This window comes from Paenibacillus sp. HGF5, assembly GCF_000204455.1.
GTDB lineage: Bacteria > Bacillota > Bacilli > Paenibacillales > Paenibacillaceae > Paenibacillus_AQ > Paenibacillus_AQ lautus_A.
The window spans coordinates 77935-94620 of the sequence record NZ_AEXS01000088.1; the positions used below are offsets into that span (position 1 = coordinate 77935).

Consider the following 16686-nt stretch of genomic DNA (forward strand, 5'->3'; position numbering starts at 1 on the left):
TCGAGTACGTAATGGTTGCGATTCCAGAGGCGTTCCGAGTACGTTATTGTTGCGATTATAAAGGTGCTCCGAGTATGTCACTGTACGATTCTAGAGGCCGCTTCGAGTACGTAACGTTCCTACGATTCGCTGTTGCCCCCAAATTTTCCGAACGATTACGCCGAGGTGAAAATTCGGGTGCAAAGGCGACCGCTTCGCTTCTTCGGAATCGTTTCGTCCTCTTTCGCTGGTGCGTGCCGATACCTGCACATGATTTAAAGCAAAAGAAAAACCTTACCTCAGGGCTTCATGATGCTTCAACATCCATCATTTACCCAAGATAAGGTGTTCTCGTAAAGTATTTAGGTGACTCAATCCAAAGTTCAATAAGAGCTCAAACCGAATCTTACCCAGCCCATGCTTTACTGCCTTATATAATTTCAATGTCGTGAATGTCACCTGCAACAGCCATAATTGAACTCTGCCTCCAAGAGACGTCTGTACAAAGCAGATCTCACCCCGAGAAAATCAGCCTCACCGTCGTTCCTCTCCCCGGCTCGGATTCCAGCTCGATTTGGTGGTTCATTTTATGGACCACTTCTTTGACGAGATACAAGCCCATGCCGGTGGATTCCTTCAGCTTGCGGCCGTTTTCCCCGGTGTAGAACGGGTCGAACACCCGCTTCAAGTCGGATGGCGGTATGCCCATCCCCCGGTCCGTGATCTCCAGCACCACATGGCGGTGGTCCTCCGTCCGGCGGGCCTGCATCGTCACCTTAAGCCCGGTTCCCGCAGAATATTTAATGGCGTTGGACAGCAGCTGCAGCATGATGAACCGGAGCCATTTGGCATCCGTCTGAACGGTGAGATCCGAATCGATCCGTACCTCCGGATACACATGACTGTGAATGAAATAACGCTTGTTCTCGTGCACCGCCTCGACTGCCGCCTCATGAAGCTTCACCGGCTCCACGCTGAAATCCTGCTCGAAGGTTTCGAGCCTGGACATGTAGAGCACCATCTCCAGCCCGCGCCGAATCCGGTCGGATTCCTCGGATAAACTCTTGAAGGCGTCGTTATCGTCCTCCTGCGTGATCATCTCAATGACGGACAGCGGCGTTTTCATCTGGTGCACCCACTGATTCATGAAGATCATATGCTCTTTCCGCCGTCGCTCCCACTCTTCCATGACCGTGCGGTATTGACGGTACTGCTCCTCCATAAGCTCGCTAAGGGCCGTAGGCAGCGGGGCCGACTCGTTATGCTTGATCGATTCCTCCAACGACCTGATGGGCTGCGACAGCCGCTCATAGAAATCCCGGTGCGTGAAATACCGGAATGCCAGGTACCCGCCCAGAATGATCAGACCGAGGAAAATAGCATAAGCCGCTGTCACCGGATGATCATAGCCGTCATACCAGAATACGAGCAGCACAACGAACAAGGCCGCGGTTACAAACAGAATGAGGGGCAGATGCTCACGCCAAAACAGCTTTTTCATTGCCTACCTCTTCCATGACGTATGCAGCCTGTACCCCGAACCGCGAATCGTTTCCAGCGCATTCTCAATCCCTAACTCCCCCAGTCGTTTCCGCACCCGGTTAATATTCACGCTGAGCGTATTATCGTCCACGAACGTATCGTCCCAAAGCTTCTCCAGAATCGTCTCGCGCGTCACAAGCCGGGGGCTCCGGCTCAGCAGCGTTTCCAGAAGGATCGTTTCTTTTTTCGTGAGCACGGATGTCTGATCGTGAAGAGTCAGCTCCATCCGTTCGGGGTAGAGGACAAGCCCGTCCCTCTCCACCGTACGCTCAGCGGATGCTGCCGCATAGTCGCCGTATACGCGACGGAGCTGGCTGTGGATTTTGGCGATGACGATATCGTAAGCAAACGGCTTGGTGATATAATCATCCGCGCCGTTCTCCAAGGCCCGGAGCTGATCCGGCGTCCCGTTACGGGCCGAGATGAACATAATCGGGCAGGTCGATACCGACCGGATCTGGCGGCACCAATAATATCCGTCAAAGCTTGGCAGGTTCACGTCGAGCAGAACGAGATGCGGCTTCATCTCATGGAACTGTTCCAGCACATGATCGAAATCCTCGACGATGTTCCCTTCATTTCCGTACCGTTCAATATGCGATTGCAGCAGCCCCGCCAGCTTGGGGTCATCCTCAACGATCATGATTTTGTACATCCGTTCACCCTCCATGAAGCGTCAGGCCGCTCTTTCCCCTCCGAAAGAACAACCCGATGGTTTATGATTCCCTAACGATAGCCGCTTCAAAAAAGTTGGTTCCGTCCGGCGATGTGCCCTGCACGTACACCCGATTGTTCTCCTCGGCCGAACGCTTGATCAGCATCGTATCCTTCAGTCTGGCCTCGTTATGGTATGTAATCTTGAAGCCGGTCACTTGCCCTTCCCGAAGTTCCTGCTCATCCAGCACGTCAAAGCACAAATCCGCATACCGGGCGTTATTCAGATGGCCGTTCGTATCGATTCCGCTATACCGGACCGTATACGTATACGCATCATCAAGCTGTACCCCTTCCGGCAATACGGCTTTGCTTGGCAGCTCTCCAACCGTTTCCTGACCGATCGGCACCTCGTACGGAAACATGGACGGACGCAGAATTTTCCGTTTATGGATGTCCACCAGCGCCCATACCGAGCGGCCCTCGCCAAGAAATTCCCCATCGCCGTTCTTGATCCGATAATCCCGATGCCACAGCGCCCCTTTGGACCCGCGGCTCCAGGTGTCCACATATACGGTTTCCATATCCCTTGGCATCCGCCGCATCTCAAGCTCCAGCGTAATCAGCATCCAGCCCATGCCGCGCTCGATCATTTCCTCGCGGCTGATCCCCAGCGCCTCAATATGCCGGTCAGCCGCTCTCTGCAAAATGCTGAGCAGCGAAGACCATCGGCAGTCTCCCTTAAAGTCTGCGTCAACGGATTGAATTGTATATTCTTCTGTCCATTTTTCTATCATGAGTCCCATGCCAGCTCCTTTATTTTCTCAACCTAACCACTCTCTTCAAGCATAATCAAAAAAATCGCATTTATCAAAGAACGAAGCGGCATATCACTGCATTGGAAAATAATGATTTTATCCAAGTTGCTGGTCAACCCGGTTTAAAAGTCACGTCTTTGGTTAATAGTAAGGCACAAACAACTATAACTTATACGAGGTGATAAACATGAGTTTTCTTTGGTCATTAATCGTTGGCGGTATCATTGGATGGATTGCTGGTTTGATTATGGGCAGAGACATCCCCGGCGGTATCATCGGTAACATCATTGCTGGTTTCGTCGGTGCTTGGCTGGGCGGACTTCTGCTCGGATCCTGGGGACCTGAAATGGGTGGATTCTACATCCTGCCTGCGTTGATCGGTGCCGTCATTCTGGTCTTTATCGTCAGCCTGATCATGGGTTCGATGAGACGCGGCCGCTCATAACCACTTGAAATTGAACGTTGATGCGTAATTGCTGCGATGTTCCGCTATGACATGGTTTAAACGTACTTACAGCGGTATTCGCAAGTGCAACGGACAATTTCCGTAACAAAACAGGGTGACCTATTCGCCATCATGGCATAGGTCACCCTGTTTTACATGTTTAAGTAATGGGAAGTCCCTGCTTCTTGGCGTAATTGCCCCAATGCGGCTTACGCCCGTCAATGTCGCTAAACCCGTATTCATCCGATAGGTCCCAGCTGGTCAGCGCCTTCCCGCTCTTGTCGGCAACATTCGGATCGGCTGCCAGCGCCGCAACCGCCTGCCCAAGAAAATATGGAGTCTCCGATTCGATGAAATGCGGTTCTTGTGCCGTGGCATCCCGCCAATTTTCTTCCGTAACGCCGAAGTGATCCAGCATTTGCTCCGAGCGCAGAAATCCCGGCGTCACGGATAGTGCGGTTACCTGATAGGGACGCAGCTCTTCCGCCATGGCTGCCGCCAGATGAATCGCCGAAATTTTTGCCAGGCTGTAATACAAATTCCCGCGATACCGGTACGTCGAGCCGTCCGTGACCTCAATGACCAATCCGCTGCCGTTCTCCACCATCAGCGGAACGCCGTAATAACTCGTGATCATATGCGTTGTCACTGCCCGCTCCTGCATCAGCAGTCCATCGGACAGAAATTGCTCCCAGAACGGAATATTCCAATGCGTCAAGTTCTCGCCGCCCCATATATCATTGACGAGAATGTCCAGCCGTCCTTGCTGCTCCTCGCGAATACGATCAAACAACGTTTTCACTTGCTCTTCCACGGTATGGTCGCATTGCACGGGAATGCCGTTGCCTCCCCGGTCCGTCACCATCTCCGCCGTGTCGTCAATGGTCTCCGTCCGCTTGATATCCGACGCTTGGCCGCGTACGCTCCGTCCCGTGCAATACACCGTTGCCCCCGCGGCACCCAGCATCACCGCAATGGCGCGGCCTGCTCCCCGGGTCGCTCCGGCCACGACGGCGATTTTTCCTTGCAATGGCTTTGGATCATTCTTACTCATAGCGTTACCTCCAACTATATTCTGAAGTATCTCAACGCCTTCATCGTATCAGACATATATGACATCCGTTGTCTTATATCCATGCTACAATACAATTAACTTCTATAAGATACAGAGAGGTGACATGACTTGAGGGCGGATCGTCTATTGTCCATTATGCTGATGCTTCAGAACGGGGGGAAGAAGAACACCCGTTATCTGGCGGAGCAGCTTGAGGTATCGGAGCGCACGATTATACGCGATATGGAAAGCTTGAGCTCGGCGGGCATCCCCGTGTATGCGGAAAGAGGATCCCAGGGCGGCTGGGTGCTGGAGGAGAGCTATCGAACGAACCTGACCGGCATGACGCCGGACGAGCTCATCTCCCTGCTGGTTTCCAGCCACAGCCCGTTGATCGGGGATTTGGGGATCCGCAAACAGTTTGATGCTGCCTATCAAAAACTGTTGGCTTCTTCCCCACGCTCCATTCGGCAGGATGCCGAAATCATTCGGGAGAAGATCCATATCGATGGCGCAGGCTGGCACTCCTACCGCGAATCGCATCCGTATCTTACGGTTCTGCAGGAGGCGCTGTGGTTGGATCGCACCATCGATATCCAATACATGAAGGGAGAGGAACGAGTCGAAAGAAGGATTCATCCGCTCGGGCTGGTTGCCAAAAGGAGTACCTGGTATGTGGTGGCCGAATCTCAAGGCGAGCTGCGAACCTATCGCGTATCGAGAATCGTGGATGCCATCATGTCCGAGGAAACCTTCGAGCGCCCGGGCGATTTTAATCTAGCCGAATACTGGGAGGAATCGCTGGCACGGTTCATGCAAAATCTCCCCCAGTATCCCGCACAGGTTCGCATGACCGTCGATCTGATCAAACGCTTTGAGCGGGAGCGGTACGTAAAAATACTCCGATGCGATATGGATAGCCAGCACGACGGGTGGATAACGGCCGATTTGGAGTTCAACACCCTGGAATCGGCTTCGGCATTTCTCCTAAGCTGCGGGGCGGAAATCGAGGTGATGGCCCCCCAAGAGCTTAGAGAGCATGTCAGCATGGCGGCAAATGCCATATCGCGGCTATATGAATAGATCAAATTAAAACACCGGGCAATCGCCCCAAAAACAGAGGCGTACCCGGTGTCGTGTGTATTGCGTGCGCGATGTGCGCCGTCTTCATTGCATCGTATGGAGAGGCTTCAGGTTGGCTTCGATCTGTTCCCGCTTCGGCTCCAGAAACGGCGGCAGCGCAAGGGACTCGCCGAGATGGTCGATATGCTCATCCGTGTCAAAGCCCGGACCGTCGGTAGCTACCTCGAACAAAATACCGTTAGGCTCCCGGAAATACAAGGAACGGAAGTAGAAGCGATCGACAAATCCCGAATTCGAAAAGCCCACATCGCCGATCCGGTCAATCCAGGACCGAAGCTCTTCCTCGTCCTCGACGCGGAATGCAACGTGATGAACGCCGCCGCGGCCAAGACGCTCCTGCGGAAGATCCGTTCGTTCCTCTACATGCACTTCCGCTCCCGTACCGCCTTCTCCCGTCTCAAATACCAGGATATCCGGCTGCCCGTCTACTGGCGAAGCATAGTGCCCTTTGTAGCGGAAGCCCATCAGCTCCGTCAATACCTTCACGGTCTGCACTGGATTAGGCACGGTCAGCTGCACCGGGCCTAATCCGATGATGGCGTATTCCGCCGGAACCGGCCCCTTTTCCCATGGAACGCCGCCTGGAACTCCCTCGTTATGTTCATCCGAAACGAGAATGATGCGCTGGCCCTCGAAATCCCTGAAGAGAAGGGTCAATCGGCCCGCACGTTCCTTGATCTCCTCGCGTTCTACGCCGTGCTCGTCCAGCCGCCGGGTCCAATATTCCAAGGCGCGGTCGTTGGGCACGCGCAGGGATGTCGCCGAAATGCTGTTGTTTCCCTCACGGGTCCGGCCGGCCATCGGAATTTCGAAGAAGGTAAGCTCCGTGCCGGGATTTCCTTTTTCATCGCCGTAAAACAGATGGTACACCGACACATCGTCCTGGTTCACCGTTTTCTTGACCAATCGCATCCCCAGAACCTTTGTATAAAATTCGAAGTTCCGCGAAGCCGCAGCCGTTAACGCGGATACGTGATGAATTCCTTTAAACTTCATGACTTCAACCTCCATTTATCGTTTTTTTCGTTATTAATAGCATGTTAACCATCATAAATATTCATATTTGCTGTAAGATTCGGGAGCAGCTTCGTTCTTCGCTGCCTTCTTTACGTTTGCTTAATCTCAGTTTAGTATTTAAACCTTAAATCGTCAAGTCTTAATATTAAGATATTTAAAATAAAAATAACAGAACTCCTTTTCCCCGATCAACCCCGGAAAAATGGATCTGTTATTCATTCCCTCCTATGTTGAACCCTATCCGCAAATTATCCGATTTCGATATCATGGGATCAAGGTTCATTCTATGTCTTGGAGACCGCCTCTTCCCGATACTCGGATGGCGTTTTCCCCGTGATTTTCTTAAATACCTGGGTGAAATATCGCGGATCCTGATACCCTACCAGCGGCGCTACCTGGTACACCTTCACGTCCGTATTCAGCAGAATGCTCTTGGCCTTCTCGATCCGGCACTCCGTCAGGTACTCCAGAAACGTATAACCCGTCGTTCCCTTAAACAGCGTGCAGAAATGGCTAATGCTCAGATCCGCCAGCTCCGAAACCTCCTCGATGGTCAAATCCTTCTGGTAATTCTCCGCGATATACTCCTTGGCTTTGCCCATCACGGCTTGAACATTGTCTTTGGCCTGCCCGGACCGGCTCTCGGCAATCCACTTGCTGAAGTGGCTCTTGATGACGTCCATTAGCTGATGAAGCGTGCCGGATGCATGAAGCTCCTGCAGCAGTTCCTCCAGCGACCACTCAAACAGCACCTTCATATGCTCAAACTGCCGATACAGCACGACGCTCATCTCCAGCAGCACCCGCTCGGTCATCTCCCTGCTGAACGCATGCTCCTCGATATAAGCCTTGGTTTCGTCAAAAAGCTCCAGGAGCCGCTCCTTATGAAGCGTGCGGATGCTTTCCACCATGAGCGACTCGAGATGCTTCGGATACTTCGCTTCGCTGGCCGTTTCCAGCACCGAATCGGGCGTCCCGAGAAACACGCCCTCTTCCCCGGAATAAAACCGCTGGTACAATGCGCGCACGGCCGTCTCGTAAGCCGTTCCCAGACGGTCGATCCCGGCCATGCTGGGACTGAAGCCGACCGAGCAGGACAGCTTCGTGTTCCGCTTGATCAATTGCACCAGATCCCGGCCGATATCCTCCTGCCGCTCCTTCGTCAGGTTCGGAAACAGCAGCACCCATTCCCCGCTGCGGAAAGGAAATACCGTCAGCCCGCCATGCTGCAAGGACCACTCCTCGAGGACGTTCCGTACGGCAAACAGCCACAGACGCTTCTCGTCCATGCTCCACAGCTCGTTAAGCCGCAAATATTGATCCAATTGAATGACGGCCATCGTGTATCCATGCTCCAGCTCGCTGTCCTCCAGCCACTGCATATGCTGCAGGGGACTACGGTTCCCTTCGATGAATTCGGTCAGCATCCGCTCCCGGGCCAGCAGCGACAGAACCTTGATCGAGTGAAGCATCTGGTCATCCGCAATCTGCTTCTCCAGGGTTCTGGCCGCCCTGGCAATCGTTTCGGTCAGTTCATCGTGGTCGATCGGCTTCAGCAAATAATCGAAAGCCCCTTCGCGCAGCGCTTCCCTCGCGTATTCGAATTCGCCGTACCCGCTGATGAAAATAATGATTCGCCTTGCCTGATCCGCCTTCAGTTCCTTCATGAGCGTAATGCCGTCCATCCCCGGCATCCGAATATCGCTGATAATGATATGCGGCGACACTTCGCGCGCCAGCTTCAATGCGCCGTCTCCGCTCTTGGCCTCCCCAACGACCTCCAGATCGAGCTCATCCCATGGAATAGCCGCCTTCAGGCTGCGCAGAATGATCGGCTCATCATCGACCAGCATGACTCTGAATTTGCCTTCCGATCCGCCCATGACGTTCCCCCCTGTCTCCTGTTTACTCTGCTGCCGTATTCCGCCTAAGCTTCCAATACCGCACCGAGGACTTCTGAATTTGCTCCAATGCGCCGGCAGCCTCGATCCGTCCTCCAATCATATCCTCGATCACCTTAAGGAACGAACTGTTCACCTCGGGTGATAACGTGTTGTCGTAAGGCAGAAAGGTGCTCGTGGATTCCTCCATCAATTCCGTGACTTGGGCAAAAACCGGCCCGGTTTTCTTGGAATCATAGTCAATCTTCATCGAAGGGACGCGCAGCCCTTCATACACCAGCCGAGTCTGCACCTCCGGGGTATAGAACATGCCCAGCAGCTCCAGAGCCGATTGCTTTTTCGTTTCATCCAAGTCCGATGACAGCCCGATGCCGATCGTATATCCCCCTGCCAAGGAGCGTTCTTCGCCGGGAAGGAGCGACGGAAAGGGAATGACGCCGATCTCGTTCTGAAAATCCGGGTAATCCTCATTCTGTAGCAGCGTGATATCCCAGCTGCCGTTCATATACATCGCCGCTTTTCCTTCCGTGAACTGGGCAATCGCTTCTTCTGTGGAAAGATCGTTCGCGTTCGGACTGAACGCCCCTTCGTTGATCCACAGCTCCAAGTGCTCAAACGCCTCCAAATACGACTCTTGCACAAAGCTGGCCTGATCATCTCCTTCGACCAGCCGGTCAATCAGTTCCGGCCCGGCGTAGCGATCCATGAAATAGTGGGCAAAAATTCCCGCCGGCCACCTGTCTTCGTTGCCGACCGCAAAGGGAATGATATCGTTCTCCCGAAGAACGCGAATAGCTTCGTCCATCTCCTCCAGCGTCTTCGGAGGCTCCAGCTTCAGCTGCCTGAATAAAGCCCGGTTATAATAGATCGGCTCTGCGTGTCCCTCGAAGGGCAGGCCATAGATTCGGTCCTCGAAGGTCCAATGGTGCAGATCCTTGAACTGCTCCTTCAATCCGGTATCCTGCAAAAAATCCGTTAAATCCATCAACCGGTTGGATCTGGCATAAGGCACGATCTCGGCCCCTCCGAACAAAACAAACATATCCGGCGGCGTGCCAGTCACCATCTCGCTCTTCAGCTTTTGTTCCCGGTGAATCGTCTGATCGATGCTCTCGAAATTCACCTTTACGTTTGGATGCGCTTTCTCATAAGTGCGGACGATGCTCTCGAATACGGCCAGCACCGGCTTGTCATGCTCTTTGTTCCAGAAATGCCGGAACGTCAGCGTGATTTTCTCCGGCTGTTCCTCCTGGGCTGGTCCCTGATTCTGTACCGTCACCCACACGACAGACAGCGCCAACAGAGCGGCATATCCGACGATCCAGCCCCAATTCCAAAACCATCTCACCCTGCAGCCCCCCTGTCATGTCAGTATTTTCGGTATTCGAATTCGTATCAAGGAGCCGTAACCCGGGGAGGAACAGATCATCAGGCCGTAACGGCTGCCAAACCGGATGCGCAGCCTTTCATGAACATTCTTCAATCCGACCCCGTTCTCGCGGTACTTTTTGAGCTGTCCCGGATCCGAATTCCACAGCTTCATCAGCGTTTCCGGATCGAAGCCCGGACCGTTGTCCTCCACGTCAATCACGATATCCTCGCCGTTCTCGGACACACTGATGGAGATGAATCCGCTCTCCTCCATCGGCTCGATCCCGTGATATAAAGCGTTCTCAACAATCGGCTGAACGATCAGCTTTTGCGTAACGTAGTGCCTCAGTTCATTCGGAAGCTCAATTCCGTAATCGAATTTTTCCTCGAACCTGAATTTCTGTATCCGCATGTAATGCTGGACATGCTCCAGCTCCATGCTGAGGGGGATAAGCTCATGATGCTCGCTGATGCTGATACGCAGCAGCTTTCCAAGCGAAACCACCATCTTGCTGATATCCTTATTGCCCTGAAGCACGGCCATCGAATTGATCGATTCCAGTGAATTATAGATGAAGTGCGGATTGATCTGAGCGACCAGCGCCTGCAGCTCCGCTTCCTTTTTTCGTGCTTGTTCCGTCTCGACCTGCCCAATCAGCTCCTGGATCTGGGTGCTCATCCGGTTAAAGCCGTCGATCAACAAATCCGTCTCGTCCTCCGCCACGTTATGCGACGGGATCGGGACGAAGATGCCCTGCTTGACGCGCTTCATCCCGTTCACCGCGCTAATGATGCTGCGCACCATTCTGCGCACAAAAAAACGGTCGAACAGGAACGCCGACACGAGCGAGATCAATCCCAGGATCAAGGCTAGGTTGCGAATCGGGACCGATTCGGCCGAAATCAGTTTACTTGGCGTGATGGCGACCAGAAACCAATCTTTATTATGGGAAGGTGAATAGGTGATCAGCGATTTTTCGCCTGCATATTGATCGATATAGTAGCCTTTTCCATTCGTCTTATAACTATCCGAGAGAAACGGGAATTCCGTCCGCTCCCCGATATGCCCGCCTGACTTGCTGAACACGATGTGCCCCTGCTGGTTGACCAGCAAAATATCTCCCTGCTTCAGCGTTGCCGCCTCCCAGAACACCTGATCCAGGAGATCCGGCTTCACGTAGATCACCACGGTTCCGATATCCTCCAGCGAGTAATAGTCCTTGATGACCCTGGATTGAATCAAAACGGGAGCGCCGTCAGCCGCAGAGCCGTTCTCGCCGGGTCCGACCCATACGGGACGCCCCTCCGCCTTCTCCACCGCTTCATACCATGCCTGCTGCCTCAGTTCCTGAAGCTCCATTCCGCCATTCGTGTTATACATCAACCTGTCATTCGAATAAAAAGCAAACGACGCAATCATCGGATGATTAATCAGATTGTTGATCTCCTGCCGCCGTTCATAGGTAACCGCGTATTCCGGCTGTTTCAGCATCTGCTGAACCGATTGCTGGGTAATCGTCGAGTTCGAAATCGTCGTGATTTCGTTCAAGGCGAACTTCAGTTTCCGATCCGTTTCCAGGAGCGAAATCCAATAGAAATCATTCGACTTCTTCTCCATCGCTTCCGAAAAGCTGTAATAGGATACCCCGCCCAGCGCGATGACCGGAATGAAGACCAGAAGAATAATAGCCAGCAATATCTTTCGGCGGAGTTTCATGGATCCTTCCTCCCTCCACTCTACTATGTCTATTATTCTTCATGACAGGCCGCATTCCTTGTCGACTTCACCTTGCTTGTTAACTTTTTATGGCGCCTGATGTCAATCCGGCGATGACCCATCGGCTGAACAACAGAAATACGATGAGAAGCGGCAGCGTCGCCGTGAAGGTGGCCGACATAATCATGCCGAAATCAAGGCCGTCCTTATTGGTGAACAATTGCTGCAGCGCAATTTGAATGGTGTAATTCTCTCTGTTTTTCAATACGACGAGCGGCCAGAAGAAATCGTTCCACACGTTCATGAAGTTCAGAATCCCGAGCGTGGCCATCGCCGGGGTAACAACGGGAATGGCAATGTTCCAGAAGATCCGGAAATGTCCGCCGCCGTCGATCCGCCCCGCTTCGATCAGCTCGGTATGAACGGCAGAGGCGATATACTGCCGCATCCAGAAGATGCCGAAGGCATTGACCATGGCCGGCACGATGAGCGCTTTGTAGCTGTCGATCCAGTGCAGCTTGGCCATGATGACGTATTGTGGAAGCACGCCCAGCTGGGCAGGCACCAGCATCGTGGCAATGACAAAAACAAACAGCGTCTTTTTCAGAGGGAACTCATACTTGGCAAAAGCATAACCCGCCAGCGTGCAGAGGAACACAACGGACAAGGTCACGGCCGTAGACACCACCACCGAGTTCATCAAGGCCCTGAAAAAATCCGTCCGCTCCAGCACGCGTGCGAAGTTATCGAAAAACTGCGTGCCGGGCGTAAGCAGCGGCGGAATGTGAAATGCCGCATCCTTGTCATTGGTAGCCACGACAAACATCCAGTAGAACGGGAAGACCGAGACCAGCGCGCCAAGGACCATGAAAAGATAGAAAAAGAATTTCGCGACAACACCGGGTTCATCCGGCTTTTTTCGGCTTATGGCGACTGTGCTCATGCTTTTTTACCTCCCGAATCTTTGCCTTCGCGGCCCAATATCATATTTAATACCGAGAACAGAATGGTGGCGATGAACAAGAGAACCGCCGTTGCCGCAGCCGTACCGAAGAATCCGTTCTTAAATGCTTCGTTATACAAATAGGTGACCATCGTGACCCCTTCCTGACGCGTAGAGCCCGTGCCGGACTGACCGAGGAATACATAAGGCTCCGTAAACAATTGGAGCGCGCCGATCGTCGATACCAAGGTGACGAACAGAATGAATGGGCGAAGAAGCGGCAGCGTGATATAGAGCAGCTGCTGGCCGCGGGTGGCCCCATCGATTTTGGCCGCTTCATAAATATCGGTCGGAATGCTCTGCAGCCCCGACAGAAAAATAATGGCGTTATAGCCCATCCACCGCCACATGACCATGGACGATATTGCGATTTTGACTCCCCACCAGCCGGAGTTGAACGGCACGCTTTCCGCACCGAAGGTGTTCAGCAGCCAGTTGACCATCCCGTTGTTTCCGAACATCGTACTGAACACCAGCGTCACCGCAACGATGGAGGTGATGTTCGGCATGAAATACAGGATGCGGAACGTGTTCTTGAATCTGTTCAAGGCCGAGTTGAGCATAACCGCAACAAATAATGCCACAATCAGCTGCGGCACGGTTCCCATCAAAGCCATAATGAGGGTGTTGCTAAACGCGATCCAGAAGGTCGGGTCGCTTGTAATAAGCTCGTAATTCTTGAAGCCGACGTATTTCATCGGTCCGAGCGCATCCCATTTGAAGAAAGACAAATAGATGGTAAACAGGATCGGATACAGACCGAAGATTGCGAACAATATAAAGAATGGCGATATAAACGTATAAGCCGTAAACCGGCTTCGCACGGTCTCCGTCAACAAGCGCCGCCTTTGCGGCACCGGTTGCGGCGATTCTGCCGTTGCTGTGTCAGCCATGATGCACCTCCAGGTAGGTAAGGATAAATCCGAACCCGAGCGAAGGGCGATTTATCCCTTCTCGGGTTCGGACGGTTATTGGATATGAACGGGCTAGCTGGAATGATCCGTCTGTTTAACCTAGCTGCGATCGACCAGCGTCTTGATTTGCTTCATTGCGCTTTCCCATTCTTTTTGCGGGTCGGCCTTTTTCTCCAGCACGTTTTTGAGCGCGTTTTTGATGATCGTGTCGGTCTGGTCATGAAGCGGTCCGTAGTAAACCGGCTTGATGCGTTCCGCCGATTTGGCATACGCTTCGGAAATGACCTGGCCGCCGAAGAATTCGTCCTTCTCTTCCGTGAACGAAGGCTCGCTGTACACCGCCGGGATGGACGGGAACAAACCGCTGTCCTTAAACGATTTCAGCTGATTCTCCTTGTTCAGCACCCACGAGATGAATTCGTAAGCTTCCTTCGAATGCTTGCCTTCCTTCGGCAGGGTCAGGAACGAACCGCCCCAGTTGCCTGCTCCTTCAGGAAGCTGGGCAATCTGCCATTTGCCTGCGGTGTCCTTCGCATTGCGGATGGTACCGGCAATCCAAGCCGGGCCGAGCATGACGCCGAAGTCGCCGTCATTGATCGCTTTTTGCCATTCAGGAGACCATAGAATCCAGTTGCCGATCCAGCCTTCCTGAATTCCTTTTACCGTAAAGTCGTAAGCTTTTCTCACTTGCGGGTTCGTATCTCCGATAAAGGAGCCGTCCTCTTTGTTGAAGTAGATTTGATCCGGGGATTGGTCACGCACCCCGTTGTAGACCAGGTCCGTCAAATCGGCGAACGGTTTTCCTGTTTTGCTAGTGAAATCCTTGGCCACGCTGGCGAATTTGTCCCATGAATCGATCGCAGCGCTGAAGCCGTCCGGATCGGTTGGCAGTCCTGCTTGCTCAGCCAGATCCGTACGGTAATAGACGACCGTAGGGCCGATGTCTGTTGGCAGACCGAGTTGGAAGGTGCCGTCAACCGATGTGGCCTGCTTCCATTTCCACTCCAGGTAGTTGCCCTCTAAGTCTTTGGCGCCGAGGTCGTACAGGTTATAGAATTTATCCTGGTTATTGATGAAGCGCTCCATGAAGGCAATTTCCAGCTGGAAAATGTCGGGTGCGCCAGAGCCCGCTGACAACGCCGTCGTCAGATTGTTGTGGTGCGCGGTTTGGTCCGACGTATTCTGGAATTTGAACGTGATGTTTGGATGCTCTTTCGTATATTCCTTCGCCAGATCTTCATAGTTGGTCGTTCCGAGCGACCAGAAGGAGAGCTCGATTTTCTCTGTGGACTCGGTTCCTTCTTTCGTATTGTCCGTCCCTTCATTGCTGCTGCCTCCCCCCGGAGATTCAGCCGTATTGCTTCCGTTTCCGCCACCGCCTCCACATGCGGCCAACGTGAACACCATGATGACACTCAGGAGCAGTAAGCTCCATGATTTAAACCTTTTCATTCTTCTACCCCTCTTCCATGGAACGTATTTTTCTTCTTTAGTCTAATGAAAGCGGCGCCAAATTTTGAGGAGGCAAACTTTCGAATTTGAGTTGAATATATTACGATTCACGTTCGTCCGCTCGAAAAATCGCAGCACTAAAAAACCGCATATCGATTATCGATAGCGGTTTAAATAGCTTAGATTTGTCATATCGTCCATTTGACGATGGAACCCGCGTAGGTCATGCCTCCGCCGAATCCGTAGAGCAGTGCGTGGTCTCCCGCTTTCAGGCGCCCTTCGTCGACGGCCAGCTGAAGCGCAAGCGGAATGGAAGCTGCCGACGTATTCCCCCGGTACTCGACGCTGGTCAAGGTGCGGTCCATTGTAAACGGACCCCGATCGTTAATTGCCTCGATCATGCGGAGATTGGCGCTATGCGGAACAAACCAATCGACTTCGTCCGCGGTCATGCCCCCTTTGGACAAAAGGGCCCGGACGCCGTCCGGAATGTTCCGAATGGCCCACTTATAAATCTCGCGGCCATTTTGGACAAGGCATCCACTCTTTAATTCCGTACCGTCCATTTGCTCGGAGAGCGCGGTTTTATACAGATGAATGCCGCCTTCGCCAAAAGTGCCCGAGACGGAATCGATGATCCCAGCCGAAGACTCGTCTCTCTCCAACAATACGGCACCTGCGCCATCCCCAAACAATACGCATGTCGTTCGGTCGGTGTAATCCGTAATCTTCGATAACGTTTCCGCGCCGATAACCAAAATTTTACGGTAGGCTCCCCCGGATATCAATCCGTCAGCCATCTGCAGCGCATATACGAATCCCGCACAGGCGGCATTCAGATCCAGCGCACCCGTGCTTGCGATGCCCAGCTTCGATTGCACTCGGGAAGCGGTACTGGGAAAAGAGTACTCCGGCGTGCTCGTGGCCACAAGAATCATATCCGCATCCTGCACGGTAACGCCATACCGTTCAACCATATCCTCCACAGCCTTAATGGCAAGATCGGACACGTACTGATCGGGGGCCGCGATCCGGCGTTCCCGCATGCCTGTTCGCTGGACGATCCACTCATCGCTCGTTTCCACCATCTTTTCCAAATCCGCATTCGTTAAGATCCGTTCAGGAACGTACGTCCCGATTGCCGTTATTCTCGACTTCGATTGGCTCATCATTCCCACCTCCAATTTTATAACCATTATAACACCAAGTATTAGGACTTGGTACTAATTTATTTTTATATATGATTATTACAGCCTTCACCATCTTCGCCCCGATCTAAACACGCGTTCCCTCTTACACGAAAAAACCTTTATCGCTTCAGCGATAAAGGTTCTCTAATTAGAATCAGAAACAGACTTCCTCACCAATCGACATGGAATATATCTGGATGTGAAGATCCCGATTCGTTCCCTTCTATTCTGATTGACGATTACGTTTTATGTGTAACAAAAAAGACCGCTATCGATCACTCGATAACGGTCTTTATGGTTGTTCGCTTGGCGACGTCCTACTCTCCCGGGACCCTTCGGTCCAAGTACCATCGGCGCTGGAAGGCTTAACGGTCGTGTTCGGTATGGGAACGCGTGGAACCCTTCCGCCATCGCCACCAAACGGTTCAGATGCTTGATCACCTGAAAACTAGATACGAAACGAAATTTGCAGCACATTGAAATATG

The 16686-nt window shown here is 52.7% G+C and carries 14 protein-coding genes and 1 rRNA gene; 2 read left to right on the forward strand and 13 right to left on the reverse strand.

The window, feature by feature from the left end; translation table 11 throughout:
* Positions 1 to 493: 493 nt before the first annotated feature.
* The 3 genes from HMPREF9412_RS14430 to HMPREF9412_RS14440 all read right to left on the reverse strand — a co-directional run bounded on the left by HMPREF9412_RS14430 (position 494) and on the right by HMPREF9412_RS14440 (position 2972).
* Positions 494 to 1480 carry a sensor histidine kinase gene (locus HMPREF9412_RS14430; RefSeq protein WP_009592290.1) on the reverse strand — a complete coding sequence of 329 codons (987 nt, stop codon included), beginning with the start codon at positions 1478 to 1480 and terminating at the stop codon, positions 494 to 496.
* Positions 1481 to 1483: 3 nt separating this feature from the next.
* Positions 1484 to 2176, reverse strand: coding sequence for a response regulator transcription factor (locus HMPREF9412_RS14435; protein ID WP_009592281.1), 693 nt, complete (start codon positions 2174 to 2176; stop codon positions 1484 to 1486).
* 61 nt (positions 2177 to 2237) lie between these two features.
* A complete protein-coding gene (locus HMPREF9412_RS14440; RefSeq protein WP_139083971.1) occupies positions 2238 to 2972 on the reverse strand; it encodes an acyl-[acyl-carrier-protein] thioesterase in 735 nt (244 codons plus the stop codon).
* Between the two features lie 208 nt (positions 2973 to 3180).
* On the opposite strand from HMPREF9412_RS14440, the gene HMPREF9412_RS14445 reads away from it, so the two are divergent.
* Positions 3181 to 3438 carry a GlsB/YeaQ/YmgE family stress response membrane protein gene (locus HMPREF9412_RS14445; protein WP_009592319.1) on the forward strand — a complete coding sequence of 86 codons (258 nt, stop codon included), beginning with the start codon at positions 3181 to 3183 and terminating at the stop codon, positions 3436 to 3438.
* A 160-nt stretch (positions 3439 to 3598) separates the two neighbouring features.
* On the opposite strand, the gene HMPREF9412_RS14450 is transcribed toward HMPREF9412_RS14445, so the two are convergent.
* Positions 3599 to 4492, reverse strand: coding sequence for an SDR family oxidoreductase (locus HMPREF9412_RS14450; RefSeq protein ID WP_009592312.1), 894 nt, complete (start codon positions 4490 to 4492; stop codon positions 3599 to 3601).
* A 129-nt stretch (positions 4493 to 4621) separates the two neighbouring features.
* On the opposite strand from HMPREF9412_RS14450, the gene HMPREF9412_RS14455 reads away from it, so the two are divergent.
* Positions 4622 to 5575: a helix-turn-helix transcriptional regulator gene (locus HMPREF9412_RS14455; RefSeq protein ID WP_009592316.1), complete on the forward strand. Its 954-nt coding sequence runs from the start codon at positions 4622 to 4624 to the stop codon at positions 5573 to 5575.
* Between the two features lie 84 nt (positions 5576 to 5659).
* Here the strand turns inward: HMPREF9412_RS14455 and HMPREF9412_RS14460 are convergent, their stop codons facing one another.
* The 9 genes from HMPREF9412_RS14460 to rrf form a co-directional block, all read right to left on the reverse strand.
* Complete coding sequence (locus HMPREF9412_RS14460) at positions 5660 to 6631, reverse strand: ring-cleaving dioxygenase (protein ID WP_009592311.1); 972 nt, start codon at positions 6629 to 6631, stop codon at positions 5660 to 5662.
* Positions 6632 to 6936: 305 nt separating this feature from the next.
* The gene (locus HMPREF9412_RS14465) at positions 6937 to 8535 is read right to left on the reverse strand and encodes a response regulator transcription factor (RefSeq protein ID WP_009592347.1); all 1599 of its coding nucleotides are present in this window, start codon (positions 8533 to 8535) and stop codon (positions 6937 to 6939) included.
* Between the two features lie 22 nt (positions 8536 to 8557).
* Positions 8558 to 9901 (reverse strand): ABC transporter substrate-binding protein, encoded by a 1344-nt coding sequence (locus HMPREF9412_RS14470; protein ID WP_009592357.1) that lies wholly within the window; start codon positions 9899 to 9901, stop codon positions 8558 to 8560.
* 15 nt (positions 9902 to 9916) lie between these two features.
* Positions 9917 to 11641 carry a cache domain-containing sensor histidine kinase gene (locus HMPREF9412_RS14475; RefSeq protein WP_009592341.1) on the reverse strand — a complete coding sequence of 575 codons (1725 nt, stop codon included), beginning with the start codon at positions 11639 to 11641 and terminating at the stop codon, positions 9917 to 9919.
* 79 nt (positions 11642 to 11720) lie between these two features.
* A complete protein-coding gene (locus tag HMPREF9412_RS14480; RefSeq protein WP_009592322.1) occupies positions 11721 to 12584 on the reverse strand; it encodes a carbohydrate ABC transporter permease in 864 nt (287 codons plus the stop codon).
* Complete coding sequence (locus HMPREF9412_RS14485; RefSeq protein WP_009592284.1) at positions 12581 to 13537, reverse strand: carbohydrate ABC transporter permease; 957 nt, start codon at positions 13535 to 13537, stop codon at positions 12581 to 12583. The genes HMPREF9412_RS14480 and HMPREF9412_RS14485 overlap by 4 nt, the downstream gene beginning before the upstream one ends.
* Before the next feature lie 120 nt (positions 13538 to 13657).
* Positions 13658 to 15010, reverse strand: coding sequence for an ABC transporter substrate-binding protein (locus tag HMPREF9412_RS14490; RefSeq protein ID WP_009592346.1), 1353 nt, complete (start codon positions 15008 to 15010; stop codon positions 13658 to 13660).
* Positions 15011 to 15198: 188 nt separating this feature from the next.
* Positions 15199 to 16179, reverse strand: coding sequence for a ketoacyl-ACP synthase III (locus HMPREF9412_RS14495; RefSeq protein WP_175320772.1), 981 nt, complete (start codon positions 16177 to 16179; stop codon positions 15199 to 15201).
* A gap of 325 nt (positions 16180 to 16504) precedes the next feature.
* A 5S ribosomal RNA gene (rrf, locus tag HMPREF9412_RS14500) occupies positions 16505 to 16621 on the reverse strand.
* Positions 16622 to 16686: the final 65 nt, after the last annotated feature.

Bases quoted from the DNA above. Each gene is read 5' to 3' on its own strand.
- HMPREF9412_RS14495 (WP_175320772.1), bottom strand. From the start codon at position 16,179: ATGAGCCAATCGAAGTCGAGAATAACGGCAATCGGGACGTACGTTCCT.
- HMPREF9412_RS14490 (WP_009592346.1), bottom strand. From the start codon at position 15,010: ATGAAAAGGTTTAAATCATGGAGCTTACTGCTCCTGAGTGTCATCATG.
- HMPREF9412_RS14445 (WP_009592319.1), top strand. From the start codon at position 3,181: ATGAGTTTTCTTTGGTCATTAATCGTTGGCGGTATCATTGGATGGATT.
- HMPREF9412_RS14450 (WP_009592312.1), bottom strand. From the start codon at position 4,492: ATGAGTAAGAATGATCCAAAGCCATTGCAAGGAAAAATCGCCGTCGTG.
- HMPREF9412_RS14430 (WP_009592290.1), bottom strand. From the start codon at position 1,480: ATGAAAAAGCTGTTTTGGCGTGAGCATCTGCCCCTCATTCTGTTTGTA.
- HMPREF9412_RS14460 (WP_009592311.1), bottom strand. From the start codon at position 6,631: ATGAAGTTTAAAGGAATTCATCACGTATCCGCGTTAACGGCTGCGGCT.
- HMPREF9412_RS14440 (WP_139083971.1), bottom strand. From the start codon at position 2,972: ATGATAGAAAAATGGACAGAAGAATATACAATTCAATCCGTTGACGCA.
- HMPREF9412_RS14435 (WP_009592281.1), bottom strand. From the start codon at position 2,176: ATGTACAAAATCATGATCGTTGAGGATGACCCCAAGCTGGCGGGGCTG.
- HMPREF9412_RS14465 (WP_009592347.1), bottom strand. From the start codon at position 8,535: ATGGGCGGATCGGAAGGCAAATTCAGAGTCATGCTGGTCGATGATGAG.
- HMPREF9412_RS14485 (WP_009592284.1), bottom strand. From the start codon at position 13,537: ATGGCTGACACAGCAACGGCAGAATCGCCGCAACCGGTGCCGCAAAGG.
- HMPREF9412_RS14480 (WP_009592322.1), bottom strand. From the start codon at position 12,584: ATGAGCACAGTCGCCATAAGCCGAAAAAAGCCGGATGAACCCGGTGTT.
- HMPREF9412_RS14475 (WP_009592341.1), bottom strand. From the start codon at position 11,641: ATGAAACTCCGCCGAAAGATATTGCTGGCTATTATTCTTCTGGTCTTC.